The sequence below is a fragment of the Collinsella sp. AF38-3AC genome, from assembly GCF_003474365.1.
Lineage (GTDB): Bacteria > Actinomycetota > Coriobacteriia > Coriobacteriales > Coriobacteriaceae > Collinsella.
Genome location: NZ_QROM01000022.1, coordinates 1 through 25,954, shown reverse-complemented (window position 1 = coordinate 25,954; position 25,954 = coordinate 1). Strand labels below are relative to the sequence as shown.

Sequence of the window (25,954 nt, the reverse complement as noted above, 5' to 3'; positions counted from 1 at the left end):
CTTTACGCCTGCTGCTCGGCAGCGGCGGCCTCGGCCTGGGCGCGCTGCTCGGCGGCCTCGCGCTCGAAGGTTTCAAAGCCGTTCTTGTCGATCCAGGGGATGAGCGAGGCGTCGTCCTCGCGCACGATGTGGCCCTTGACCATAACGTGGACGCGGTCGACATCCAGGTGCTCCAGGATGCGCGTGTTGTGCGTGATGATGAGCATGGAGCCGTCGCAGCTCTTGCGGTAGGCGTCCATGCCGTGGCTGACGGTGGACAGGGCGTCGACGTCCAGGCCCGAGTCGGTCTCGTCCAGGATGGCGAGCTTGGGCTGCAGCAGCAGAAGCTGGAGCATCTCGACCTTCTTCTTCTCGCCGCCCGAGAAGCCCACGCCCAGCTCGCGGTTGAGGTAGGCGGTGTCCATATTGAGCTCGGCCGCGAGCTCCTTGACGCGACGACGGAACTCCTTGCCCTTCATCTCCAGGCCGGGGCGGCCGGCGATGCTGGCGCGCAAAAAGCTCGACAGCGGTACGCCCGGGATCTCGACCGGGGCCTGGAAGCTCAGGAACAAGCCGGCGCGCGAACGCTTGTCGGTGGTGAGCTCGGTGATGTCCTGGCCGTCAAAGACGATGCGGCCGTCCTGCACGGTATAGACGGGGTCGCCCATGACCAGGTGACCGAGGGTGGACTTGCCGGCGCCGTTGGGTCCCATCAGCACGTGGGTCTCGCCGGCGGCGACGTTGAGGTTGACGTTGTGGAGGATGGTCTTCTCGTCCACGGAGGCGGTCAGACCTTCGATGGAAAGCAGCGGATTTGCGCTCATGCTGTCCCTCTCTGTATATGGTGTACTCATAGGTGTACTAAACCCTAGGAATCTTCTCGGAATAAAGTTACTATGGGTTCGGCGTTAGTCAAGGGATAACCCGACTAATTCACTCGACTTTTCTAGATGTGGGGCAAATTCATCGGAAGTGTTTGTCCCCAGCGTTATGGGAGGGTAGGTATGCTCATTTCTTCTAAGGGCCGCTATGCCCTCCGATTGATGATCTACATCGCGGCGCTTGGTGACGCCGAGGGCAAGATTTGCCTTCGCGAGGTCGCCGACCGTGAACATATCTCACAAAAGTATTTAGAGCAGCTGGTTCGTCCGCTTATGAAGGCGGGCCTGCTTAAGAGCGTTCGCGGCAAGGGCGGCGGCTACATGATGGCTAAGGACCCGGCCGAGGTGCGCGCCGGCGACATCCTGCGTGCCGTCGAGGGCAGTACGGCTCCGGTGGCGTGCGATGGCATCGACAACAGCTGCACCCGCAGCGACCTTTGCTCGACCGTCAAGTTCTGGCGCGGTCTGGACGACGTGATCGAAAAGTACGTCGACGGTGTGACGCTGGCCGATCTGGCCACCGTCCCCGAGATAAACTTTGACATTAAGCTGTAGCTCGAGCGCAATTCCTTAAGATTTCGCGGAGGGTTGTTGCCGTTTACCGAGTGATTGTTGTGCAACAACGGGCGAGCTGTAATACTTAAATCCATCTTTGCAAACTGCACTTTAGCTACACCAATGCAGGGAGGATCTTATGCACCCCAAGCATTCCGCCATTGTCGCGGGTCTTACGTTGGCGCTTTCGTTTGGCGCCGTTGCCGTGCCTGCGACCGCTATGGCCGAGGAGCCCACGCCGGGCGTTGCCTCGGATGCCACCGATATCGATAAGGGCCTCTACACTCAGCAGTCCTTCTCGGGCGTGCTGAGGTCGGTTCAGGGCGTTTCGTTTGTCAACGTGACCGACGAGATGAAGTACTTCACCAAATATGAGAGCCACGGCAACTATAACCAGGGCTTTTCGTATGGCGACGGCTATAACGCGCTGGGCTATTATCAGTTCGACCGCCGTTGGTCACTCATTCCGTTTATGAAGCAGGTCTACAACTATGATCCTGCTAAGTACTGCATGCTTAAGGCCGCGATCGATCGCGGTGGCGAGATCTCTAACGCGAATAACCCCATGTATGCGAACGGGCAGCTCACCGAGCTGGGCCGCATTGCGCAGGAGGCCTTCCAGGGCGCTTATAACACCGACCCTGCCGAGTTCTCGGCGCTGCAGGATGCGTATGCATATAACTCGTACTATGCGGTGACCGAGGCGTGGCTCAAGGACGCGCTTGGCATTGACATTTCCGGCCGTGCCGACTGCGTCAAGGGCATGGTGTGGAGTATTACCAACATGTGCGGCACCGGTGGCTGCCGGGACTTCTTTAAGTGGGCAAACCTTTCCAACAGCATGTCCGATCGCGAGTTTGTGACGGCGCTTTCCAACAGCGTGGTCAATAACGTGGCGACCAAGTATTCCAGCCAGCCCCAGTACCACGAGGGCTGGAAGAACCGTTACCGCAACGAGCTCAAGGACTGCTTGGTCTATATTGCCGAGGACGAGGCTGCCGCGGCAACGCCTGTGGAACCTGAGCCCACGCCGGCGCCTGGCCCGAGCATGGCGCCCGCCGCTCCCGCCGCACCGGCGCCTGGTACCGATGGCGATGCGGGCGATAGTGGTAGTACGGGGGCGCCTTCGACCGATGCGGGCAGCGAGGACGCCGGTAATGGTGGGGCTACGTCTGGTGGCGCTGCGACCGGCGATGCCTCGGGCGATTCGTCGACTTCTGGCTCTGACGGCGCTACGGGTGGTGCGACTTCTGGCTCCACCGGTGCGGGGGCTTCCGGTGGCGCTGGCGATTCCTCTGCCGATGCCGGCCCCTCTAACGGGTCTGGCTCCGATACTTCCGAGGGTGGTTCGAGCGAGGGCGCCGATTCCGGCGACTCTTCGACGGAAAACAAGCCTTCTACCGGCGAGCAGCTTGGCTCCATGCTGGGGTCGTCTTTGATGGCGGGCATTAATGGCGGTTCTACTTCTGGTGAGGAAGCGTCTGACCAGGGCTCCGGCTCCAATGCCGACGGCGCTTCCGAGGCTTCCGACGGTGCGGGCGAGAAGCAATCCGACGCCGACGCCCAGAAGACTGGGGATAAGGGCAACACTACGACCACCACGACGACTACGACCACTACCACGACCAAGTCCTCGGGCGGCAACATGCCCAAGACGGGTGACCTTATCGTGATGGCGAGCCTTGCCAGCGCAAGCTTGGCCACGTTGGGTGCCACGTCTATCGTGAGCGGTAAGCATAAGCTCGATCAGCAGAACAAGGCTGCTGGCCAGGATGGTTCCGAGGAGTAGTCTCTCGGTTGCCGATTGCCTAAAGAGTGAGGACGGGGTCCGGTGCAATTGCATCGGGTCCCGTTTTGTTGTGCAACGATTAGTTATGCCCCCTCGCGCCTCTTATTGTTACCGTTGCCCGATATGTTTGCGCGGCGACGGCATCGAGAACGAGACGGTCGTTACAATTGGCATCGTGCTGGGATCGAGGGGGAAGTTACGGTGTCTGAACAGGTAAATGATGGTTGCGCTGACGACTTTGGCGTGCGTTTGATCGGTTGTGCCGACGATGCCGTTTTGCCCATTGGTATGCACGACTATGTGGAAGCCCTTGACCGCTGCACGCTGGTCGATAAGACCATGTTTATTGCCGATGTGCTGGATTGCGATGCGTCCGTTATGGTGTGCTGTCGACCCGAGGGTTTTGGCAAGAGCATGAACTTGTCGATGCTTAAGGCTTTTCTGGAGTGTCCCGCGCCCTCTTGCGCTGGCCGGAACCTGTTTGCCGATACCCAGATTTGGGATGCGGACGGCGGACGCTATCGGGGCGAGTACGCGTGCTATCCGGTGATATCGCTGGACCTTTCGGACGCTGCGAGGCGTGGCGCCACTGTTGTCGGTGTCGTGCATGATGCCCTTTTGGGCGAGTGTGCTCGCCTGCTGGCATATTTGGAGGCTCCGGATTTGCCTCGAGACAAGGTACGCCTCATCGAGCGTGTTGCGCGTGGGGTGGCGAGCGATGGCGAGTTTGAATCGGTACTTGGCGTGCTCATTGAACTGCTGGAGATGGCTTGCGATGAGCAGGTTGTCTTGCTCGTTGATGGGTACGATGCGGCGTGGTTGGGTCGTGCGAGCGCGAGTGGCGCTTCTGGTGCCGATCCGGCTGAGCTGCTCGATCGCGTGCTATTCGCCGCCATTGCCGATGCGGGCGATTCCTTGCGACTGGCATGCCTGATGGGGGAGCACCCCGGCCCTACCGAGGCGGCGCTTTCTGTGCGCGGCTGCTCTTATCGTCTGGCGACGCCGCTCTCGACGTGGTGTGATCGGTGGTTCGGCTTTTCGGATGCTGAGGTTTGTGCCCTGGTGGCTCATGCTGGATACGAGGAGCATGTTGATGACGCTCGTGAATGGCTCGAGGGGTACCGGTTTGGCGGGGCATATTGCTCGAGTCCGGCGCGTGTGATCGGCTTTTTGGACCGGGGTTGCACGCCGCCCGTGCGTGCCGACCTGTATGGGTATGCCGACTGCCTGAGTAGGGTGGTTGACGGGTGGAATCTCGACCGCCTTTCGGCCCTGTTCGATTTGCTCGAGGCCCATGGATGCGTCGAGGCTCCGCTTCGTTTGGGCGCCACGGAGCCGGATTCCTTGCCGGACGACGATCTGTGGACCGCGCTGTACCTGTCCGGTTTTCTGACGACGGACATGACTGAGGAGCCGGAGCATGGTGGCCGCCTCCGTGCTCTGCGGCTACCCAATAACGAGCTTCGTCAGGCGTTGCGTCTGGTGATTATTGAATGGTTTGAGTGCGCTGCCGAGGACGTTCGAGACATCGATGCGTTTCGCGACGGGCTGTGCCGCGGGGACGAGGATACGGTGAGGCGGGCACTGGGGCGCGTTGTTGGAGATGCGGGAATCGGTGCGACTGAGCCAGATGCGCCGTTGACATATCACCTGCTCTTGCAGGGGCTCTGCTTTGGCTTGCCGGGCTATGCCAATCCTGCTTCGAGGCGAAAGTGCGGCGCGAATCGCTGGGACATTCAGGTATTCCCTACAGGCGCGGTGTTCGACGTGGCCGATACGATCGGCATGCTCGACGAGCGCCCGCTGATAACGATCAACTTGATGTACGACCCCGGTGTGGATGCGCTGGGCCTGGAACTGCTGGCCGTCCAGGCACTGCTCGACATAGAACGCAAGTGTATTGATGAGATTCGCGTGCCGCGACCCGGTGTGGGCCGCATGCGCTGGGGGTTCGGGTTTGACGGGCGGCATGTGGCAGCGGTGTGCCAGCGGCTGTAGGGGGAGGAAGCCTACGGGTGTGCCCGCTACTCCGCGTCCTTCATGGGTGGCATGGGCTTCCAGTTGGGGTCTTTGATGATCTTGCGGGCATCCTTCATGCCACGGCGCAGCGCTGGGATGCCGGTCTTAAAGCACTTATCGACCGCTGCCAGGCGGATGAACCGTGCCCGTGCTATCCTTCCACGACGTCGCCGGGCGTGGGCAGGTGGGCGAAGCGCTCGTCGCCCACCTGCTTCGCCTGGAACGTGGAGCTGTCCGGCTGCGCGTGCGTGGCCATAGCATCGCTGCCAGGTCGCAACGCGCAACGAGGACGTCGGGGCGGAACGTACTGTCGGGATAGCCCGTAGAGATCTTCTGGCGTGCGAGCCACCAGATCTCCTTTGCATAGGGCGTATCCTCGGTGATGTCGGTGAAGGCAAACTGCTCGCGGTAGGCCTGGCAGACGTCCTCCACCGCGCCGTCCATGCGCATGGTGCCCTTTTCAATCCAGATGGCGCGCTCGCAGATTCGCTCGACCTGGTCCATGGAGTGGCTCACCAGCAGGACGGTTACGTCTCCTGAATCGACAAAGCGCTTGATGCGCTTTTCGCATTTACGCTGGAAGAACACATCACCTACAGAGAGGGTCTCGTCGACGATGAGCACGTCGGGCTCGGTGATGGTAGCGATGGCGAAGGCGATGCGCGCGGTCATACCAGATGAGTAGTTTTTCAGCGGCATGTCCATGAAATCCTCAAGCTCGGCGAACTCGATGATTTCATCCATCTTGCTGTCGATGAACTCCCTTGTGTAGCCAAGGAGCGCGCCATTGAGATAGATGTCCTCACGAGCCGTAAGCTCGTAGTCAAAGCCGGCGCCGAGCTCGATGAGGGGTGCGGTGTTGCCACGAACGATGCGGCTGCCCTACATGGGTTCAAGCAAGCCTGCAATTATCTTGAGCATCGTAGACTTGCCGGATCCGTTGGTTCCAACGAGGCCTACGGTCTCTCCGCGCTTAATTGAGAACGAGAAGTTAACAAGCGCGAAAAGGACTTTCTGGGTCGGACAGACCGTGCGATGTATCTTCACCTTCTTGAGTAGGGAAGATGAGCCGAGAATCGAGGTTAGAGGCGAGCTCGTCGCATCATCCATTAGGCCGAAGGTGATGTTACCTAGGATAAGATACAGAGCGTAGTTCACGATATTCTTCCCGCGCAGTCCCACGAGGAACGTGCTGAACACGGCAGACATTACGATCATCATAGAAGCGGATTCAAAACGCTCCAGAGCACGTCAAGGAAGCTGCGACGATACTTCAACTTAAAGTCTTTGCCAACTAGCTGCGTGAAGATGCAGATGTCTTTTTTCAGTCCGCTGTCTATGTGGGCTGAAACTGTACTTTGGTCGGCAATGCCCACTGGATGACCACCTTCGAAGTAAAGATTTTGTATTCTGCTTTTTTGCATTCCGCTATATTAGCATCACGGCTAGTGTGTCATAGAATCTACGGGACAAGCGACGCGCCCTGTTCGGCGCTAATTTACTCAATTACTGAATGTGAGGCAACAAGCTATGGGCATCAAGTCTGGTCTTCGTTCGGTCCTCCCACCTACTACGCGAAATATTGAAAACAGGTTTGCTTGCGTTGCCGAGGAGATGGGTCAGCTTCGTTGCGAGGCAGAGGCCATTCGGCAGAGGGTGGAGGACCAATCTACGAGCAAGAGGGTAGAGGCTGCGCAGGAGGCCGCTCTGTCCATCTTGGGTGAGACTCGGGACCGCGTGTCGAGGCTCGAGTCTGCTCAGGACAAGCCGAGCTACTGTAACCTCGAGTACCTTTCTCTTAATCGCGAGTATAATGGTCGTCGCATTTTGCTTGCCGGTTGGTATGGAGCGAGCAACTGCGGTGACGAGCTCATGATGCGCACTATGCTTCAGCATTTTGAGGGTATGGGCGTCCGCGTCTCGGTACTGTTGTGGGACGATCCTAATTACGACTTCAGTCGGCTTCCTGCGTGCGCTGATCAGATTCACTACCCGCGGTCGACCTGGGAGCTGCGTCAGCTCGCCGAGTACTACGACGCACTCGTTTGGGGCGGCGGGGCGATTTTGGACGACGGACAGTTCTCCCATGATCCTAAGAATATCAACACCGGCAACCTCGTTATTTGGCTGAGCGAGGAGATGTTAAAGCGGCAGAAGGACGTGTTCGCCGTCGGCTTGAGCGCGAATGAGTCTATTGAGGCGAATAGCGAGTACGCCAGCCGCCTGTCGCGCGTTGTTCAGGGATGCCGCCATGTCTCCATGCGCGACGAGTATTCGATTGATGCACTGAAAGCCGCGGGTGTTGATGTCTCTGCAGTTGGTTTGTGCGAAGACATCGTTTTTGGAAATCGCGAAATCGGTGCCAAGGCGATGCGGGACTCATCCTACACCGTTGGCGTTGTGCTCATGATGGGTGACGTGACCATCGAGCACAACCGTCGCGTTCTGCCGAGAATTATTGACGAACTCCGGTCTCGCCTGGGTGAAGGTTTTAAGGTCAGGTTGATACCGTTCTACAACATCTGGAACTTCGACATTGTTCTGCTGAAGCAGCTTTGCGAGGAACTTGGAATAAGCGATTGTGTCGAGATTGCGCCCTATACTGACGATCTTGGTCAGAATATGTTGCTTTCGTGCGACGCAGTGGTCGCATATCGATACCACGCCTGTCTCGTCGCGGCGGCTTCTGAGATCCCGACGCTATTCATGTGCGTGGATGACCATCCGCATTATAGGAATAAAATGAGGCACATTGCCGAGTTATTCGGGATGTCAGATGGCCTTCTGATGGCGAGTACGTGTCTAGACGACGGAACGTTTGACGAACGTTTTGCTGCGCTGCTTGAGGGGCGTCTTGTTCCGCGTGTGCCCGATGGGCTGCTTTCGAATGCGGAGCGCTTCCTCGATGAAGTCTGTAGTTTAATCGTAGGGCCCTGAAATCGGTTGTGATCTCTTTGGATTGGCAATTCTACAGAAGATTGGTTGTTATGAGTCGCCCGGGCTGCCGGCGGCGGGGAGGGGGCCGTTAAGCGCGTCCTGACGCTCGTGGAGGCGGCATTCACGGACAAGTTCGGTAGGGTTGCGCAGGATATCGGCCGACGACGGCTCTGGAGGGACTTACATCACTTTTCGCGACACTACCGCCAACAACCTCGTGTCACCTGTATTATTATCGATATTCCGTATATAAATTGTATATAGGATTTATATACAGAATATCGCTCCACCCCTTGCCTTGATGCGTTTCAACACAAGAGCCTTCTTTAGCAAACTCCTCGGCATGTATCTGCGCACATTTTTGCGGTTGGGTGGGTTTAGGAGCCAAATGGCCACCATTGGGCTAGAACTGCGATACGATGGCAAACATATCGCATAATCACCGCCCTGCATGGCTACGCATGCGTCAAGCCCTTTTCGCCAAACCGTACTCATCCATCCGATGAAGGAATGCGGCCATATCCGCGCGGGCAACCCCGAGATAGGGGCGGAAGCTATAGATGCCGCCCCCTTCGTCCCAACCCATGGAAACGCCAGAGGATGCGAGCCATAGAATCGCTTTTCGATGCGGGGCGGACATAGGGACATCCTTAAAGCTCATCACCGCCGTTTCATCATACTTGGGGCTACCGGCAAGTCGGTATAAGAACGCGGCCATGTCGGCGCGCGCGACGTTGGCGTACGGCCGGAAGCTGAATGTGCCGTCACCATTATCCCAGCCCTTGGAGATGCCGCGAAAAGCCAGCCATAGTATGGCCCTGCGATGCGGAGTGGACGAGGAGACATCGGAGAAACGAGGAGCGGACGTCTCATCGAATGCGGGCTCACCAGCTAAGCGATACAGGAAGGCTGCCATGTCGGCACGGGCAACGATGGCGTAGGGGTGGAACGTGCCATCAGGAAAACCATTCGCGATCTTGCGCTCGGCAATCCACTGAATGTGATCGCAGTGCGGAGTAGAGCTCTCGTAGACATCGGAAAAGGGATTTGCGGTTATCACTTTTTGTTCAAGATAGCCGCACGATGTGCATCGACGCTCTTTCATGCCGGGATTTCCAGCGAGGGGGCGCTTGACGGTCTCCCATTTGCTATATGTATGTTCAGATTTTTTCACCTCAGCTCCGCACGCCGAGCATTCGCGCCAATGGTGGCTTTCATCGAAGGCCCATTGGTCCACCAAAGGGTGAATCGCGGCGATCACATCCGGTTGAATGGATTTCCCTTTTTCGTCGAGGGGGTCAGTGACTATGCAATAGTATCGTCCCCCTCCCTCGGGAACTTTAAAGTGCGGATTTCTGGAGGCATCGCTTACTGGTTGTGCTGATTCGGCTTCGTACCATTGATAGGTTAGCTCCATGTCCGACGGGGGGCATCGCCGTCAATTCTAACCGTAGCGGTCAATGATTCGGCAGGGCAGGGATCTCCTGAGACATTCACCGAGGGCGCGGCGCTGCGATAAATCACTTGAGGGGTGTAAGTGGCGGCTTGACAGCTTGGAATGGAGGAGGAGGCGAGCACCTCGCCGGTATTCACGTTCACCCATTTTTCTGTCACGATACGATCAAGGTGTTGACCGGTACGAATTGATGGGAACGAAGCATATGAGTTTGTTGTGACATCATATGAATCGATATCTGGCCCGATGGTCATGCAGAAGGATTCGCCGCAGCTGAAATAGAACATTGACTTCGCGTACAAGCCAGGGCCGTGACTTGGCAACACGAGGGATTGCAAGGAATCGCAGCCTGCGAATATTTTTCTCATCGAAGAGACGTTTGAGTTGTCCAGGCCGGACAAATCGAGGGACCTAAGACTACCGCATCCTTCAAACATGTATTCCATATCTGTCACTTTTGAGGTACTAAAGTTCGAAAGATCAACAGATTGCAGGCTCGAGCAGTTGTAGAAAGTTCTATGCATGCTCTCCATTCGAGAAAAGCGAGAGGATGCAAGGTCGATGGATTGCAGGGACGAGCAGTCGGCGAATGTCCAATCGAGATCATAGAGCCTAGGGGCGTCCACTTTGCGCAAATCGAGGGTCTTGAGTGAGGAGCAACCCCTAAACGTAGATGTCAGCCCCCTTAGTGATTGAGAATCGAGGCGGGGGAGTTCGAGGGATTCGAGGGACGAGCAGCCTGAGAACATGACATCCATATCGACCGGGTTCGAAAGTTCGTCATCGACGAGCTCGGCTTCCTGCCGCTCGACGCGGACGGGGCGCGGCTGGTGTTCCAGGTCTTCGCCGACGCCTACGAGCGCCAGTCGGTGGTCATCACGACGAACCTTGAGTTCAGCCGCTGGGGGTCGGTATTCGGGGACGACCAGATGGCCGCGTCGATAATCGACCGCGTTGTGCACCACGGCAGGCTCCTCCAGTTCAGGGGCGAGCCCTACAGGGTCAGGCACGCCCTGATGCAGGAGGGGTAGGTGCTCAAAAAGGATGCTCGGGGGCAGTGCGCAAGCTGTTCAAAAATATGTGCACGTTCGGCTCAAAAAACTATTGACGAAACACACCGTAGGCCCTCGGGGCCGCCCTCGCGGCACCCTTCCCGCCCTTTCCGGACATGACGTCCTCCGATCTCCCGGAGCCGGCCGATCCGGCCCTCGGGGTATCGGATTCCCACATTCATCCGTACATGCACGGATGAATGTGGGAGGTGTTCGGATGAAGTTAATATTCAAGGCAACTCACTTCAAGTCAGGCCTAATTGTTTTGATTTGAAAGAAATAGCCTTTCTCGATAAACTGAATGTAATTACGAAAGAGTCGAAAATCATGAACCGTCCGTACGATGGCAGCGCATACGCTATGCTGCATCTGATTTAAACGTTGTTATTCGCGGTTGGTGCATGCATGGTAAAAAGTCATCGCACGCTACGCTCGGATTATCATCCGTCCGCCGAGAGTTCATTGTTGGGCTCTATTCAAAGTAAAGGCACTCAGTAATTTTGCTTCTTGACAATACGTTTAGTTTGATTCTGGTGGGTTTTATTTCTGTAGTGGATACAACCAAGTCCATTGGACTGGTCTTGAATCTATCGATGACTCAGACGCAAATCTTGATACCGTACTAGCCGAATGTTCGGTGCGGGTCTGCCGCTTAGCCAATTAGTTTAAAGTCTTGCTTTAATCTGCTTTGTTTTTGGATTAAGGTGACTCTTGATTTCGGGTGTCGCTATTTATTTATGGTACAAATGGGTCAACATCAGAGGCGTATTGCATGGATCTTCTTGCCCGTTCTATTTCTCATGGCTTTGCTTGCACCGATTAATAACGCGGCTGCGCAAGATGGCTCTAGGATTGTCTATGTTTCTCGAACCGGAACGAAATATCATTATGTAAAGGATTGTTCTGGTATGCGCAATCCTTCCTCAATGACCCTTGATCAGGCTATTTCTAGTGGTAAAACACCTTGTTCTAATTGCGTGCATGAGGGATCGGGCTCTGCAGGTGGCGTTCCCTCTAAGCCAGTCGAAAAGCCTATTTGGCCGTTTGTTGATGTCTATTCGGGAACATCGCATTCAGCTGATATTAGTTGGCTTTACGATTCTGGAGTAACTAGAGGATGGCCTCATTCGGATGGGCAGACTGAGTTTCGCCCATACCAAAATGTTAAGCGTCAAGATATGGCCGCTTTCTTGTATCGTTTAGCGGGGTCCCCAGAATTTGAGCCTTCCGAAGCGGATGGGGCGTATTTTAGTGACGTCTATCCCTCATCTGACCATAGTAAAGAGATCTATTGGTGCGCATCCGTGGGCATCTCAAAAGGTTGGACGGAATCGAACGGCGGACATACCTTCCGAGGGATGCAGAATGTTAAAAGATGCGATATGGCGGCTTTTCTGATGCGACTTGCTGAGTATATGGGCGGCGATACGCACGGGAAGGCCATTAATCCTTTTTCCGATGTTAGCCAAGGTACTCCCCATCGTGATGAGATTCTTTGGTTGTATCTTCAAGGTGTAACCGAGGGTTGGCAAATGCCCAACGGCTCAAAACAATTTAGGCCTTATGAGGATGTCAAACGATGCGACATGGCGGCTTTCCTCCACCGATTGAAAACTTCTGTTGGATGAGTTTTTGACTGAGCTGCACATGTTGGTGTTGAGCGAGTGCTTGACGGCTATACATAAACTGCGTTCAGTAAGGATGGGCGATGTGGAAATTCGTTATTTGAGGTTGATTCTGATCTCAGCCGAACACATTGAGCGGATAGGCCGTTCCCGCAGTCAGTCGGACGCCCCCGAGGCCCCTCCTGGGCCCCGGGGGCGTCATTTTCCCAGTTGAAGGAACGGTGGAGATGTGTTTCGATGGGCCCGGTGGCCATGCCCCGCCCTCCGCCCGGCACCTCTTCCCAGGCTCAGCCGGACGGCCGGTCCGCCTATTCCGTTTTCCCTTCAGGCTAGGACAGCGGGCATCGCCCCTCTCCTCGCGCGCCCGCCCTATCAGTCCCGGCGTCAGGTCGAGCTCGCCGAGTGGCACGTCGACGCGCTCGCCGCGCCTGGGCTTGGGAGCCGTGACGAACCTGTGCGACGACACCTCGGCGCTCACCGTCGAGGGCGACCTGCCCAGCTCCCTCGCGATCTCCCTGCACGAGGCCCCGCGCCCCGGCATTCTCCGGGCCGTGTCCCGCTTGTGCCCGGTGAGCCTGCCGTAGGCCCTCGGGACCGCCTTCGCGGCGCCCTTTCCGCTCTTTCCGGACATGACGTCCTCCGATCTCCCGGGCCGGCCGATCCGGCCCTCAGGGTATCGGATTCCCACATTCATCCGAACATGTACGGATGAATGTGGGAGGTGTTCGGATGAAGTTGATATTCAAGGGTTATTGCGGTAGCGCCCGATTGAAGGCCGCGAATTTGCGCTGGTGTGTTTTGAGAGGGTATGATTCTGTCAAGATGGTGCCTTTAAATGGATAGAGGATTAAATGGGAAAACGCCGATTTGTATACTTCGACATGCTATCTATTGTTGCTACGCTGGCGGTGGTTTTCCTGCACTGCAACGGAATCGTTCATTGGGGGCCGCAAACGCCGCACTGGTCTCAAGCCCTTCTTGTCGAGGTTCTTTTTTATTGGGCGGTCCCCGTTTTCTTTATGTGCTCAGGTGCAAAGACGATGGGGTATCGCGATAGGAAGAGCACCAAAGACTTCCTGGTCTCTCGACTGAAGGGCATTTTCTTTCCATTCCTTGTTTGGTCGGTTTTTCAGTATTGCATTAAAGTATGGGGCGTTCTTAATCCCGTGCCGGAGGGTTGGGCTCCTTCGTTGGGGCATTTTCTTACGGTCTTTATGAATGTGCAGATAGACGGGACCTATTGGTTCTTTTTCGCCATGCTTGCCGTGGTCCTGTCCATGCCAGTTCTGTCGCGATTGAGGGACTTTACGGGCACGCTTTGGTATCTTGTTGGCGGCTACGTGATGCTGAGTGGAGTTGTTGTCCCTGCGGCTAAACTGCTTGGGATTCCTTGGAATGGTTCGATTGGTCTTGCCGTGGCGGGTGGGTACGTCATGTATACCGTGCTCGGTTACCTTCTCGCGAACGATGATTCGGGTATCTTTGAGCGGTCGAAGAATAGATGCGTTCTGTACGCGGCTGCTGCAGTCGCTCTTTTCGTTCGATATGCGTACACGTGGGTAAGCTCGCAGGGCAAAGGTGTTGTGGATACCGCCTTGTTCGACTACAACTACATCACGGCGTTGCTGCCCTCCGTTGCCGTCTTTGTGTGGTTTAAGACGGTGGACTGGGGTCGCCTGTTCGAGAGGCTACATATTGGTACGGGGTTCATCCAGCAGGTTTCATCGTGTACGTTCGGGGTGTATCTTATGCATAACTTCTTGTTAAGCGAGGTTTTTGTCGGTTTACTATCTTGGGACATGGTTTCGTACCGCGTACGCCTGGTTCTTCCCTGGATCATCTTTCTTTTGGGCTTGGGGGTCTCGTATGTGCTAAATCGAGTCCCTGCCGTTCGCAATGCTGTTGGAGGATGGCGTTAGCGATAGCAAAACGCCCGAGTCCCAATTGGGACCCGGGCGTTTTTGTTCAGCGAGCAGTAAGCTGCAGGCGTTAGTACTTCCGCTTTGCCTTCAGCGCCTTCTCGTCCTGGATGCGCTTGACGCGAACCTTGTGCAGGCTGTAGAACAAGATGGCAACATCGCGGCGAGTGATGACCTCTTCGGTGCCATAGGAGCCGTTTTCCTTACTGTAGGGGACGCCTGACGATGCAAGCCACCAGATTTCAAGGGCACCAGGTGTGTCTTCGGCAACATCCGGATACAGGTTTTTCTGGCGAGCGGTGGGATGATATTCCGGTTTGCCGTCGAGGAGGTAGAGCATCTGGGCGAGTTCTGAGCGCTTGACGTTTGCGTCGGGCAGGAACGTGTCTTTAGCGATGACGTCTGCAATGCCAGAGTTGCCGAGCCACATAATCGACTCAAAGTGGGGTGTTTTTTCGTCTACGTCGGAGTACCGTGCGCGGTCCTCGTTGGAAGGGGAGTAGTCGAGCGCATCGGAGTAGCGATACAGCATCGCTGCCAGGTCGCAGCGTACAACGAGGACGTCGGGGCGGAACGTGCTGTCGGGATAGCCCATAGAGATCTTCTGACGCGCGAGCCACCAGATTTCCTTTGCATGGGGCGTGTCCTCGGTGATGTCGGTGAAGGCAAACTGCTCGCGGTAGGCCTGGCAGACGTCCTCCACCGCGCCGTCCATGCGCATGGTGCCCTTTTCAATCCAAATAGCGCGTTCGCAAATTCGCTCGACCTGGTCCATGGAGTGGCTCACTAGCAGGACGGTTACGTCTCCGGAATCGACAAAGTGCTTGATACGCTTCTCGCATTTGCGCTGGAAGAACACATCGCCTACAGATAGGGTCTCGTCGACGATGAGCACGTCGGGCTCGGTGATGGTAGCGATGGCGAAGGCGATGCGCGCGGTCATACCAGAAGAGTAGTTTTTCAACGGCATGTCCATGAAGTCTTCAAGCTCGGCGAACTCGATGATTTCATCCATCTTGCTTTCGATGAACTCCCTCGTGTAACCGAGGAGGGCACCGTTGAGGTAGATGTTCTCGCGGGCGGTGAGCTCGTAGTCAAAGCCCGCTCCGAGCTCGATAAGGGGGGCGATGTTGCCGTGGACAACACAGTTGCCGGATGTGGGTTCGAGTACGCCGGCAATTACCTTGAGCATGGTTGACTTGCCGGAGCCGTTGGTGCCAACAAGCCCAACAGTTTCACCGCGCTTGATCTTGAACGAGATATTCTTGAGGGCTTTGAACTCTTCAAAGAACAGCTCATGTTTCATGATTTTGATGAAATACTCTTTAAGGCTGTTTAGCTGCTCGGACGCCATGTTGAAGACCATGGTGACATCGTTGACCTCGATAGCGTAGTCTTCATTCTTAGTGATATTGGAAGGCATGTATGCTCCTAGATGTAGAGAATGAACTTGTGCTCGGTTTTATGGAAAATCAGATATCCAATCACCATGGCGAGAATTGCCCAGAAGGCACAGCTTAGTAGCACCGCGGCGCTCGGGCTCCTTTGGTACAGGAAGATGTCACGCATGAACATGACGAACGCGTACATGGGGTTTGCTCTCAAGATGGTCTGCATGAGAGGGCCCATGCCGTTAATCATCGCGATATCCCAGAACAAGGGGGTAGCATAGGTCCATGCGGTCATGATTACGCCCCAGAGGTGGATGACATCGCGGAAGAATACGGACAGCGCGGAAAGAGCAAGTCCAACGCCCATGCAGAAGAGCATGAGCAGGAGGAGGCCAACGGGGAGCCAGATGATGTGCCAGGTGGGCATGATACGGAACCAGAGCATTACGATTGCGACTGCGATGAGGGAAAAGAAGAAGTTCACGAGTGCGAAAAGAACCTTTTGAATCGGGAAGACCGCGCGGTGAATTTTAACCTTTTTCAGCAGCGAGGAAGAACCGATGATCGAGGTCAACGAGGAACTCGTCGCGTCGTTCATGAGGCCGAACGTGATGTTGCCCAAAATGAGGTACAGGGGGTAGTTTACGATGTTTTCGCCGCGGAGGCCAACGAAGAAGGTGCTAAAGACTGCGGCCATGACGATCATCATGAGGAGTGGATTGAGAACGCTCCACAGTACGCCGAGGAAGCTTCGACGATACTTGAGTTTGAAGTCTTTTCCAACAAGTTGCTTGAGGATGTAAATGTCCTTTTTGAGACCGCTTTCCGCGTGAACGGGAACAGTGTTTTGGTTGGCTGTAGCCACTGGTTGACCACCTTCGCGTTTAGATGTTTCGTATTCGGTTATAGTAGCATCACGGTCGCCGTGTCATAGAATCTGCGCGAGGCCGTGTCGTTTTCGCTCTGCGTGCGGCTGTGTCCTATATGAATGTGAAGCTGTTCTTCATGGGTGCTAAAACGGACGTTAGCTTTGTGCTTCCCGTCGCAACGCACAATATCGAGCAACGGTTCTTGGGTCTCAGCGAGTGGCTGGATGTGGTTAGAGATGATACCCGGACGGTGCGCGAGCAGATGGGGAGAGAATTGGGGATGTTCGCTGCATCGCCCAACAATCAAAGGATAGTCTGTCCAAGATGTACGACGTTTTGGCGTCCATGCAGCGTGCGCTTATTGATGCACGCGACCGTATTTCGAAGCTGGACTCCCTTTAGGAAAGACCGAGCTATTGCAATCTTGAATATTTATCCCTCAACAGTGAGTGCATCGGGCGTCTGATTTTGCTCGCTGGATGGTATGGCGCGAGCAATTGCGGAGACGAGCTTATGATGCGCACGATGCTTTAGCACCTTGAGGGCGGGAGGCATCTCGGTTCTTTTATAGGATGATCCAGGCTATGATTTCAGCGGGCTTCTCGCATACGCCGACTAGATTCACTACCCTCGTTCCACTTGAGAGCTGTGTCAGTTCTCCGAGTATTTCAATGTTTTGGTTTGGACTAGTGGTGCCATACTGGATGAGAAGCAGTCCTCCCACGATCCCAAGAATATCAATACGGGCAACCTTTTCATTTGGTTGAACGAGGAGATAAAGAAGTACGGCAAAGACGTGTGCGCCGTGGGGTTGAGCGCCAACGCCACCCTAAATCGTGGAACCGAATATTCCGAGCGCCTTGATGCGGTGATAAGGAGATGCCACCATATTTCTATGCGGGATGGGTATTCGATCGAGACCTTGAGGGCGGCGGGCGTAGATGTGGCTTCCGTTTAGCTGCGCGAGGACATCGTGTTTGGAAACTCCCAGATCGGTCGCAGGATAGTTCGCGATTCGTCCTCCAGCGTGGTTGGCGTAGTTTTTATGATGGGGGACGTGACGGTTGAGCATAATCACCGTGTCCTTTCTTATATGCTTGAGATGCTTGAACTGCCCGATGGCTTGCTTGCTAATATGTTCCGAATGCTCGATGAAATCTGCAGTTCAATTGTAGGGCTTCGAGCTCAGTTATAATGTTTTATGCTCTGTAGTTCAGGAGATTGGCTGTTATGACCCCAAAAGTATCTGTAGTGGTTCCCGTTTACAACGTCGCCACTTTTCTCCCCGCCTGCCTTGATTCGATTTGCGCTCAGACGCTAAAGGATATTGAGATTATTGTTGTAAACGATGGTTCGACTGACAACTCGCTCGAGATTGCGCGTGAGTATGAGGCGAAGGATGAGCGTGTTAAGGTTCTTACCAAGGAGAACCGGGGGTATGGACATACGATGAATCTCGGGTTTTCCCATGCCAAGGGCGAGTACATCGGAATCGTTGAATCCGATGATTGTGCTCGTCCCGAGATGTTCGAGACTCTCTACGATCTTGCCGTTAAGAACGATGCGGATATGGTTCGCTCGAATTACTGGAACATGTCTGAAAACGGCACCCGCTTTGATCTGGTGGACGTGCTGAACTTGTCCGATGCTCCTTACGAATCTGCGTTCGACACCGTTAATCACCCCGACATTCTTCGCGGTAGCCCTGCAATTTGGACGTCCGTCTTCAAGGCAGCGTTCTTGAAGAAGAATGGAATTGAGTTCCTCGAGACGGCGGGCGCCTCCTTCCAGGATACTGGTTTCGCTCTTAAGACGCTCACCGCTGCGGAGCGCATGGTGATCACCCGCAAGGCATTTTTGAACTATCGCGTCGATAACGCGGGGTCTTCCGTTAAGTCCGGTGCAAAGATGTTCTGCGTTTGCGATGAATACGATTCCTTTGAGCAACATCTTGCTCGTAATCCGCAGCGTGCGCGGGCCTTCCGCTATGTGATACCTTCCAAGAAGTACGAAACGTACGTCTGGAACTATAACCGTCTCGATGCCTCCCTCAAGCCAGAGTTCATGGAGCGCATGTCGCGCGAGTTTGCTGTGACGAAGATGGCGGGCAATCTCGCGCGGTCCGCTTTCCAGGATGTCGAGTGGTACGAGCTTAACGAGCTAATCGAGAATCCCGAGCTCTTTAGCGATCGCGCTCTTACCGTTCAGTATCCTCCGCAAGATTTCAAGGAGCACATGCGCACCCTATGCGCAAACGGTGTTATTTCTCGCTTCCATATGTACGCGTCGTTCATTAAGCACGCTGTTCGTAAATAGATGATCGAGAGCCAGAGTATGACCGTAGATAAAATCGTCGATTCGAAACCGCTTGTCTCAATCGTTGTGCCGGTATATAACTCCGAGCGCTACTTGGATACCTTGCTTGATTCCTTGCAAGGCCAGACTTACCGCGAGCTTGAAATTATTTGTGTTAACGACGGGTCCAGGGACGGTAGCCTCGAGATTTTGAGGCGGCGTTCCGGTTCCGATTCCCGAATCGTGGTGATCGACAAAGAAAACTCCGGCGCAGCATCAACGCGTAACGTGGGTATCGGGCACGTTTCGGGCACCTACATGTGTTTCGTCGATTCCGATGACCGCGTCGTTCCCACCGCTATTGAGCAGTTGGTCCAGGTTGCGCTCGAGCATGATACCGATGCAGTCATTTTTGATATGGACAACTTTGATGACGAGACGGGCGAGACGTCCCCCACAAACGCCGTCGTAAAAGAGTTCGTACCTGCCGGTGTTGTGTTCCGGTCCTCCGATATCGATAACTTTTACAAGCGCGTTGTTGGCTTTACCGTAAACAAGCTCTATCGAACGGAGTACCTCAAGGCGATTTCTCTTCGTTTTCCCATGGTGGGAGCCCATGAGGATATGCCCTTTACCTATATTGCGCTGAGCGCCGCGGAACGGCTATATTACCTCGACGAGACGCTTTACTACTACCGTAGAGCGCGAGAGGGGAGCCTGAGCGATGGTACCAACGATGACTATCGCTACATGCTCGACGCGCTTCTTTCGTTTCGCGATGGCTTGAAGGAGCATGGCCTTTGGCAGGAGTGCGGCAGGAACTTCGTAAATTACGCGCTTCATATGTGCCACTGGAAGTACACGGTACTTGGAAGGCGCAACCGTTGGGCCTTCGGCGGGGATTGCCGAGCTCGCGTCTTCGAGCTTTTTGATATTCCCTGCCATGAACGGAAGTTCTTCTTTGACGAGGATGACTATGCGTTTTTTGGGCATGTGGCGCATCCATCGCTTGTCTACCGCATGGTGACTTGGGGCAGCTTCGCTCTCCTGCGTCTCCAACGCGCATGTTCTCGGTAATTACAGTTTAATGAAAAGAAATCGGGCGGTCCAATATGGACCGCCCAGTCCTCGCTGAAGATGTTGGTGTTCGTCGACTCGGTGGGCCTGTGCGCGACGACGTGGTCGCACGGGCGGTGGAGGAACGTTGCCATGTCCTGGCGGTACACCGGCACCATGGGCCGGAAGGTGCCGTTGGGGTAGCCCGTGGAGATGCCGGCCTGGGCGAGCCAGCCTATGTCCCCGGCGTGAGGCGTGGCGTCCATCACGTCTGAGAACTGGGATGCGCGGGTGGGCGTGGGCGCCAATGCGACTATAGCAAGGGCCAGGTAAATGGCTGCCGATAGCAATCTCCTAAATCAATGTTTGATGAAAGGGCGTTTCTTCTATACTCTTTCATGTTGACCGCTGTTGGCCGGTGATTGAAGGGTGCTGCTATGAAGTCCGCACGTGTCTCTAGGTACATGTTGCTAATGATGTCCGTTTTGGTTGCGTTGCTCTTTTTTTCAATGGGTGGAACGAGCGCTTTTGCAAGTGAGCCCGAGGGGGCGTCTGGCTCTAACGACTCTGGAACGCTGGAGGGGAACCCCACCGATCTTTCATTCGTGTATATGGGCGACAAGAGCATTTCCCTAGGGGATGAACAGTACGTTGTTGTTGGCTTTGCTGTTGAAGTGGGACAGCCGGAGCTTCGGGTGGTAGACGAGGAGTCGGGGGCCTTTCAGGTTATCGATCCGGTGAAATACGTGGACGGTGCTGCTTTGTTTGCTGTGCCGGGCGCTGAGGCTTCTACGTATCGCGTTTTCTCCGTTACCTATTTGCTGCCATCGTCTGGGAGCGATGCACGATACGAGGTTTCTCTATCAGGCGATTCTTTGAATTCTACCGAAGGGACGTTCACCGTTCTTTCTGAAGGCGAGGGCTCCAGCGAGGGCGGCGTATCCATCCAGGCGTATTCGCTAGCGGATGATGGCGGCTACGTCGAGGAGGACCTGCGTACCGTAATGGCGCTCTCTTCTGCTGGCGATATTAATGGAGACGGTCGCTTTACCGTGGTTCTCGATCCGGGCCATGGGGGTAGCGATCCCGGGGCCTGCGCGAACGGTTTGAGGGAATCTGACCTAACGCTTAAAATCGCTCGTTACTGCCGCGATGAGCTTGAACGTTACGCTCACACTGATGTATACATGACGCGCGACGGCGATTGCGATGTCGAACTAGCTTCTCGTACGGACTTTGCCAAGTCCGTATCTGCCGACTTTTTCATTAGCTTTCACATTAACTCCGGCGGCGGAAAGGGCGCTGAGGTGTGGATTCCCGCCGTTAGCAATTGGTATCCCGCTTATCATGGCGTAGGTGAGGATATTGCAAAGATAATGCTTGATAAATTCGAGGCTCTCGGTCTTGTTGATCGTGGAACGCAGTGGGATTACTACGAGTTGAATGGCAAGCGGCTGTACTATCCCGACGGCTCGTGGGCCGATGCGTTCGCTGTTATTCGCGGATGCCGTAATGCGGGAATTCCCGCGATTCTTGCGGAGCATGGCTTCGTCGACAATGCGAGCGATGCTGCCTTTTTGAGCAACGAGGCAAATCTGAAGAGCCTTGGTATCGCCGACGCCCAGGCGATCGTGGAGCATTTCGGGCTTACCTTCCCCGTGTCCCTGTTTGGATTCTCGGACGTGTTTGACGACACTCCTCATTCTTCCGAGATCGGCTGGCTTGCAGCCGCGGGGATTTCCGAGGGCTTCCCGGATGGTACCTTCGGCGGGGAGCGGGGGGTTACGCGCCAAGACATGGCCGCGTTTCTTTACAGGCTCGCCGGTTCGCCCGCATATGAGCCCTCGAAATATGACAAGACGCGTTTCTCGGATGTGGATGAACGGACGCCTCACGCCAAGGAGATCTGGTGGCTTGCCTCGACTGGTATATCCGCTGGCTTTTCCGATGGAACCTTTGGGGGCATGCGTGACGTCACGCGTCAGGACATGGCTGCGTTCATGAGGAGGTTCGAGTCGTGCTTCTATGGAGGAGCTTCAGATGGCTTCTCTGCTAGCTCCGAGGACAAGAGCGCGTTTGCCGATGTGGACGAGTCGACCCCTCACGCGCAGGATATCTGGTGGCTCGCTTCTGCGGGTATTTCCAACGGTTTCGATGACGGGACGTTTAGGGGATGGGCGACGGTTGCGCGCCAGGATATGGCTGCGCTTTTCTATAGGTTGGGTAATTTGTCCAGCTACCAGCCTTCAGATTCTGATAAGGCTCGCTTCTCAGATGTGGACGATTCGACCCCACACGCCCAGGATATTTGGTGGCTCGCTTCGGAGGGTGTAACCCAGGGTTTCTCCGACGGCACGTTCGGTGGGTCCCTGGCCGTCACCCGACAGGACATGGCGGCATTTCTTTATAGGCTCGCCGGGTCGCCAGCCTACACGCCTTCCGATGCTGAAAGGGCTCGTTTCTCCGATGTGGGTGATTCTACTCCTCATGCAAAGGAGATTTGGTGGCTTGCCTCAACCGGTATTTCTTCAGGTTTTCCTGACGGAACCTTCGGTGGCATGAGGGCCGTTGCTCGTCAGGACATGGCGGCGTTTATGCGGCGCTTCTACGAGCGATTTGCCCAGACGACCCAGTTCAAGAATTGGGTTGTGACCGATAGAGCCAAACTGCGCTTCCTGGATGTCGACGCTAGCACGTCGCATGCCGAGGACATTTGGTGGTTGGCAGCTATGGGCATTTCAACAGGCTATGAAGATGGAACATACAGGGGATCGGTGTCTGTTGCTAGGCAAGACCTTGCAGCCTTCCTTAACAGATTGAATATCCGCGTTAATCGTGCGGGTAGCGCCTCCGACTACTCGATTATGGGTGCAACGAGTGCGCGTCTCGAGCAGTTCGTGAAGTACTACCAGAGCTCGGGCGCTACGTACCCTGCTTCCGTGTATACGGGAAAGGGCGCTGCGACTATAGAGGACTTCGGGCGCATCGTTATGGAGGAATCTGCAGCTGAGGGCGTAAAGGCCGAGGTTGTGTTTTGCCAGGCCATGAAGGAGACCGGATGGCTACGCTTCGGAGGCTCCGTTAAGCCCGATCAATGTAACTTTGCGGGGCTTGGCGCGGTGGACTCTTCGGCGGCTGGTGCGGTATTTCCCGATGTTCGAACTGGCATTCGTGCTCAGGTGCAGCACCTTAAGGCTTATGCATCTACGGATGTTTTGGTGAACCCGCTTGTTGATGGTCGCTTTAATCTGGTTCCTAGGGGCTGCGCACCAATGCTCGCTGCTCTTAATGGCAGGTGGGCTGTTCCGGGGAGTGGCTATGGTCAGAGCATCTACAGCATGATTAGGTCGCTCGTTTTGCAGTAATCTCAGCTTTGATTTCTGTTCTACGTGAAGGGGGCATTGATCCAATCTACTTGGTCCTCTATTGGAACTTCAGCTTCATTGCCAGGGCATGTCTGCTCGCACTTGTTGCGTTCACCGATTCCACCAGCTTGATCCACGGGGATTAGTGGCTGGGTGCTACACTCGGACCGGCACAGCGCCGGTGCACGTGCCCGGCGCGCTATGGAAAGGGGTGCACCATGGAACGCACCATCTTGACTGTCAAACGCGAGTTCCTCTCAGCGGTGCTCCTGCAAGTGGTCCATCGACTCTGCAGGCGCGCTCGTGATTGAGCCCCTCGACGGAGCATCGGGGGAGCTTGATTATTCGGATTCAGATGGCATGCCCCCGTGGTTCGAATATAGGGATAGGATTTCGTCCGCTGTGTTTAGGGGCTCCGTCTCAGCAGTCGGCGTGCAGTTTCTGTTTTCAAATTGTTCTCTTATAAAATCCGTTGATCTCTCGGGCCTCGATACATCTTCGGCGACGAGTATGTACTTCATGTTCGCAGACTGCTCGTCCCTCGCCTCGGTTGACCTCTCCGATCTTGACACCTCCTCGGTGACGGACATGGACTCCATGTTCGACGGGTGTTCGTCTCTTGCCCGCATCGCTCTCGGCTCCGGTTTTAGCTTCGAAGGCTCGGGTGGTTCACGTCAATGCTCGTTGCCTGATGGGTATTGGAGGGCATCTTCAGGCCATGCGGTTTACGCTGCTGCGGACGTGCCGAGCGGTAGGGCGGTCGTGTACAGCAGGCCTACATTCCATGATGCGATCGCTTCCACCCCGCATCTGGACGACGTGTCCTGGCTCGCCGCTTCCGGCATCTCCACCGGCTACTCGGACGGTAGCTTCCGCCCCTTCGCGGACGTGGCCCGCTGCGACATGGCGGCCTTCCTCTACCGCCTTGCGGCCGGCCCCGCCTTCGAGTCTGCGTCCGAGCAGTCCGTCGCCTTCTCGGACGTGAGCGCCTCGACTCCGCATTACCGCGAGATACTCTGGCTCGCCTCCACCGGCGTCTCGATGGGCTGGTCCATGTCCGACGGCACCTCCCAGTTCCGCCCCTTCGAGGTGGTGAAGCGCGCCGACATGGCCACCTTCCTGCACCGCATGTCCGACAAGGGGCTCGTGGGGTAGGGGTTGCCCATTATAGTTTGAAATGAGCTATTCGATTGTCCGTTGATTGCGAAAGCGGGAGTCGGATACGATTCAAGCAAGCCCGACAGGGCCGCCGATCGGGCGCCCGCGGACGGCCTTCTGCCCCTGCCCCGTAGAGGGCCCGGGGGGGTGTTGCCGACGCGGACGCCGCCGTTTCAGACGACTGATAGGAAACTGCCGGACCCTCCTGCGACGGCCGGGTCACGGCCAGGTAATGCGGGTGTCGCGGGAAACGGCTTCTGATCGACCGACGATTGGAGGATACCATGCACCTGACCGCATCGGAGGCGAGAGGGGCCGTCCTCGGCCTCGACGTCGGCGAGGCGTCCCACTGGGCCTGCCTGCTCACACCCGACGGCGAGGTCGCCGTCAACCGGCCCGTGGAAAACACGGAGCGAGCGCTCGACGACCTGCTCTCGCAGGTCGACGCCTCGACACTCGTGGTCGTCGACCAGGTGCGCAACATCGGGGCGCTGCCCATAGCGAGGGCCAGGGCGGCCGGCCTGCCCGTGGCGTACCTGCCCAGCATCGCGGCGCACCAGGCGTCGAGGCTGTTCCCGGGCGACGCCAAGACCGACGAGCGCGACGCGCACGTGATCGCCGGGACAGCCACGGGCGTGCCCGACGCGCTGCTGCCGGTGCCCGAGCGCGACGAGGCGCTGGGGGCGGCGAGGTCGCTGGCGTCGCAGCGCAACCACCTGGTGACGTGCGGCACTCGAGACAAGAACAGGCTCCGCTCGATGCTCCTGGAGTCCTGCCCCGCGTTCGAGGCCCTCGTCGACCCGTCGGACGCCAGGTGGCTCCGCGTCCTGGAGCGCCTGGGAGGCCCCTGGGCCATCGTCGACGCGGGGAGGGCGGCGTTCGGGGCGCTCACGCGCGGCGCCGACAGGTCCGCAATGGCGGCGGCGTGGGATGCGGCGGCCTCGTCGACGCGACCGGCCGAAATCATGGTCAAAGCCGAGAACCCCCAGGTAAGCATGCTCGCACGCCGCATATCGGAGGCCATGTCCGAGGTCGCGAGGCTCGACCGCGAGATAGCCGGGCTGCTCGAGGAGGACGGCACCTACGCGTGCCTGATGACCGTGCCGGGGATCGGCCCCCGAACGGCCTCGGAGCTCGCGATAGCCATCGACATCTCGGCGTTCCCCGACCATGACCACCTGGCTTCCTACTGCGGCGTGGCGCCGCGCAACAGGCAGTCCGGCACGTCGATATCGTCGGTGACGGCGTCGAGGCAGGGGAACAAGAGGCTGAAGAACCTGCTGATCTTCTCATGCAACTCGCTGGTGAGGTCCAAGGGGAGGTTCGGGGAATACTATCGGTCGTGCCGCGCCCGCGGCATGTGCCACGGAGAGGCCCTCAAGGCCGTGGCGAGGAAGAGGCTGAAGGTTATATACGCGGTCATGCGGGACAAGGCCCCCTACGCGGCCTAGCCCCGCAAAAATGAAAGAGAGCTGCCGCGCCGATGGGCTGGCGCCAGCATGGAGAGAACCTAGGTCGCTCAACGGAGAAAACCGTTGACAAAACTATAGGAACACCCATTACAGTCTGAAATAGGCCATCGATAAATTTCGATGGCGAGCATTCGGC

The 25,954-nt window shown here is 56.3% G+C and carries 21 protein-coding genes and 2 pseudogenes; 12 read left to right on the top strand and 11 right to left on the bottom strand.

From position 1 onward, the window contains the following. Window positions 1-2 precede the first annotated feature (2 nt). On the bottom strand, window positions 3-803 hold the full coding sequence (sufC, locus tag DW029_RS10095; RefSeq protein ID WP_118346006.1) for a Fe-S cluster assembly ATPase SufC: 801 nt from the start codon (window positions 801-803) through the stop codon (window positions 3-5). Between the two features lie 180 nt (window positions 804-983). On the opposite strand from sufC, the gene DW029_RS10090 reads away from it, so the two are divergent. The 3 genes from DW029_RS10090 (at window position 984) to DW029_RS10080 (ending at window position 5,202) form a co-directional block, all read left to right on the top strand. Next, window positions 984-1,415 carry an Rrf2 family transcriptional regulator gene (locus tag DW029_RS10090; protein ID WP_118346005.1) on the top strand — a complete coding sequence of 144 codons (432 nt, stop codon included), beginning with the start codon at window positions 984-986 and terminating at the stop codon, window positions 1,413-1,415. A 139-nt stretch (window positions 1,416-1,554) separates the two neighbouring features. After that, window positions 1,555-3,204 carry a hypothetical protein gene (locus tag DW029_RS10085; protein WP_118346004.1) on the top strand — a complete coding sequence of 550 codons (1,650 nt, stop codon included), beginning with the start codon at window positions 1,555-1,557 and terminating at the stop codon, window positions 3,202-3,204. A 201-nt stretch (window positions 3,205-3,405) separates the two neighbouring features. Then, window positions 3,406-5,202 (top strand): AAA family ATPase, encoded by a 1,797-nt coding sequence (locus DW029_RS10080; protein WP_158572671.1) that lies wholly within the window; start codon window positions 3,406-3,408, stop codon window positions 5,200-5,202. A 135-nt stretch (window positions 5,203-5,337) separates the two neighbouring features. Here the strand turns inward: DW029_RS10080 and DW029_RS11750 are convergent, their stop codons facing one another. Both DW029_RS11750 and DW029_RS11915 read right to left on the bottom strand, forming a co-directional pair. Further along, the gene (locus DW029_RS11750; RefSeq protein WP_370220338.1) at window positions 5,338-5,667 is read right to left on the bottom strand and encodes an S-layer homology domain-containing protein; all 330 of its coding nucleotides are present in this window, start codon (window positions 5,665-5,667) and stop codon (window positions 5,338-5,340) included. Between the two features lie 216 nt (window positions 5,668-5,883). Beyond that, window positions 5,884-6,207 (bottom strand): annotated as a pseudogene (locus DW029_RS11915) (ABC transporter ATP-binding protein); the annotation flags it as partial. A gap of 672 nt (window positions 6,208-6,879) precedes the next feature. Here DW029_RS11915 and DW029_RS10065 point away from each other — a divergent pair. Continuing rightward, window positions 6,880-8,160, top strand: coding sequence for a polysaccharide pyruvyl transferase family protein (locus DW029_RS10065; protein WP_233543863.1), 1,281 nt, complete (start codon window positions 6,880-6,882; stop codon window positions 8,158-8,160). A 466-nt stretch (window positions 8,161-8,626) separates the two neighbouring features. On the opposite strand, the gene DW029_RS10060 is transcribed toward DW029_RS10065, so the two are convergent. Beyond that, entirely contained in the window at window positions 8,627-9,577 is a 951-nt protein-coding gene (locus DW029_RS10060) for an S-layer homology domain-containing protein (RefSeq protein ID WP_118346001.1), read from the bottom strand. Further along, window positions 9,568-10,365: a DUF285 domain-containing protein gene (locus tag DW029_RS11745; RefSeq protein WP_233543867.1), complete on the bottom strand. Its 798-nt coding sequence runs from the start codon at window positions 10,363-10,365 to the stop codon at window positions 9,568-9,570. Before DW029_RS11745 ends, DW029_RS10060 begins: the two co-directional genes overlap by 10 nt. A 3-nt stretch (window positions 10,366-10,368) precedes the next feature. On the opposite strand from DW029_RS11745, the gene DW029_RS10050 reads away from it, so the two are divergent. Further along, window positions 10,369-10,647, top strand: coding sequence for an ATP-binding protein (locus DW029_RS10050; RefSeq protein ID WP_370220336.1), 279 nt, complete (start codon window positions 10,369-10,371; stop codon window positions 10,645-10,647). Window positions 10,648-11,414: 767 nt separating this feature from the next. Then, window positions 11,415-12,296 carry an S-layer homology domain-containing protein gene (locus DW029_RS10045; RefSeq protein ID WP_233543862.1) on the top strand — a complete coding sequence of 294 codons (882 nt, stop codon included), beginning with the start codon at window positions 11,415-11,417 and terminating at the stop codon, window positions 12,294-12,296. Between the two features lie 115 nt (window positions 12,297-12,411). Here the strand turns inward: DW029_RS10045 and DW029_RS11740 are convergent, their stop codons facing one another. Continuing rightward, complete coding sequence (locus DW029_RS11740) at window positions 12,412-12,834, bottom strand: helix-turn-helix domain-containing protein (RefSeq protein WP_233543866.1); 423 nt, start codon at window positions 12,832-12,834, stop codon at window positions 12,412-12,414. A gap of 310 nt (window positions 12,835-13,144) precedes the next feature. Between DW029_RS11740 and DW029_RS10035 the strand changes: the two genes are divergently transcribed. Beyond that, window positions 13,145-14,212 (top strand): acyltransferase, encoded by a 1,068-nt coding sequence (locus DW029_RS10035; protein WP_118345998.1) that lies wholly within the window; start codon window positions 13,145-13,147, stop codon window positions 14,210-14,212. Between the two features lie 70 nt (window positions 14,213-14,282). On the opposite strand, the gene DW029_RS11735 is transcribed toward DW029_RS10035, so the two are convergent. The 4 genes and pseudogenes from DW029_RS11735 to DW029_RS11190 form a co-directional block, all read right to left on the bottom strand. Further along, entirely contained in the window at window positions 14,283-14,867 is a 585-nt protein-coding gene (locus tag DW029_RS11735) for an S-layer homology domain-containing protein (protein ID WP_255413802.1), read from the bottom strand. A 12-nt stretch (window positions 14,868-14,879) separates the two neighbouring features. Then, window positions 14,880-15,635, bottom strand: a pseudogene (locus DW029_RS11730) (ABC transporter ATP-binding protein); the annotation flags it as partial. 8 nt (window positions 15,636-15,643) lie between these two features. Next, a complete protein-coding gene (locus DW029_RS10025) occupies window positions 15,644-16,468 on the bottom strand; it encodes an ABC transporter permease (RefSeq protein ID WP_118345996.1) in 825 nt (274 codons plus the stop codon). A gap of 833 nt (window positions 16,469-17,301) precedes the next feature. After that, a complete protein-coding gene (locus DW029_RS11190) occupies window positions 17,302-17,550 on the bottom strand; it encodes a hypothetical protein (RefSeq protein ID WP_233543861.1) in 249 nt (82 codons plus the stop codon). A gap of 152 nt (window positions 17,551-17,702) precedes the next feature. On the opposite strand from DW029_RS11190, the gene DW029_RS10015 reads away from it, so the two are divergent. Further along, on the top strand, window positions 17,703-18,788 hold the full coding sequence (locus tag DW029_RS10015) for a glycosyltransferase (RefSeq protein WP_118345994.1): 1,086 nt from the start codon (window positions 17,703-17,705) through the stop codon (window positions 18,786-18,788). Between the two features lie 18 nt (window positions 18,789-18,806). After that, entirely contained in the window at window positions 18,807-19,844 is a 1,038-nt protein-coding gene (locus DW029_RS10010) for a glycosyltransferase (RefSeq protein WP_158572669.1), read from the top strand. Here the strand turns inward: DW029_RS10010 and DW029_RS11910 are convergent. Beyond that, the gene (locus tag DW029_RS11910) at window positions 19,781-20,089 is read right to left on the bottom strand and encodes an S-layer homology domain-containing protein (RefSeq protein WP_199582651.1); all 309 of its coding nucleotides are present in this window, start codon (window positions 20,087-20,089) and stop codon (window positions 19,781-19,783) included. The genes DW029_RS10010 and DW029_RS11910 overlap by 64 nt on opposite strands. 171 nt (window positions 20,090-20,260) lie before the next feature. Between DW029_RS11910 and DW029_RS11540 the strand changes: the two genes are divergently transcribed. The 3 genes from DW029_RS11540 (at window position 20,261) to DW029_RS09975 (ending at window position 25,797) form a co-directional block, all read left to right on the top strand. Continuing rightward, window positions 20,261-23,188, top strand: coding sequence for an S-layer homology domain-containing protein (locus DW029_RS11540; protein ID WP_199582648.1), 2,928 nt, complete (start codon window positions 20,261-20,263; stop codon window positions 23,186-23,188). Between the two features lie 360 nt (window positions 23,189-23,548). Then, a complete protein-coding gene (locus DW029_RS09980) occupies window positions 23,549-24,343 on the top strand; it encodes an S-layer homology domain-containing protein (RefSeq protein WP_233543864.1) in 795 nt (264 codons plus the stop codon). Between the two features lie 287 nt (window positions 24,344-24,630). Continuing rightward, window positions 24,631-25,797: an IS110 family transposase gene (locus tag DW029_RS09975; RefSeq protein ID WP_118345990.1), complete on the top strand. Its 1,167-nt coding sequence runs from the start codon at window positions 24,631-24,633 to the stop codon at window positions 25,795-25,797. The last annotated feature ends 157 nt before the right edge of the window (window positions 25,798-25,954 follow it).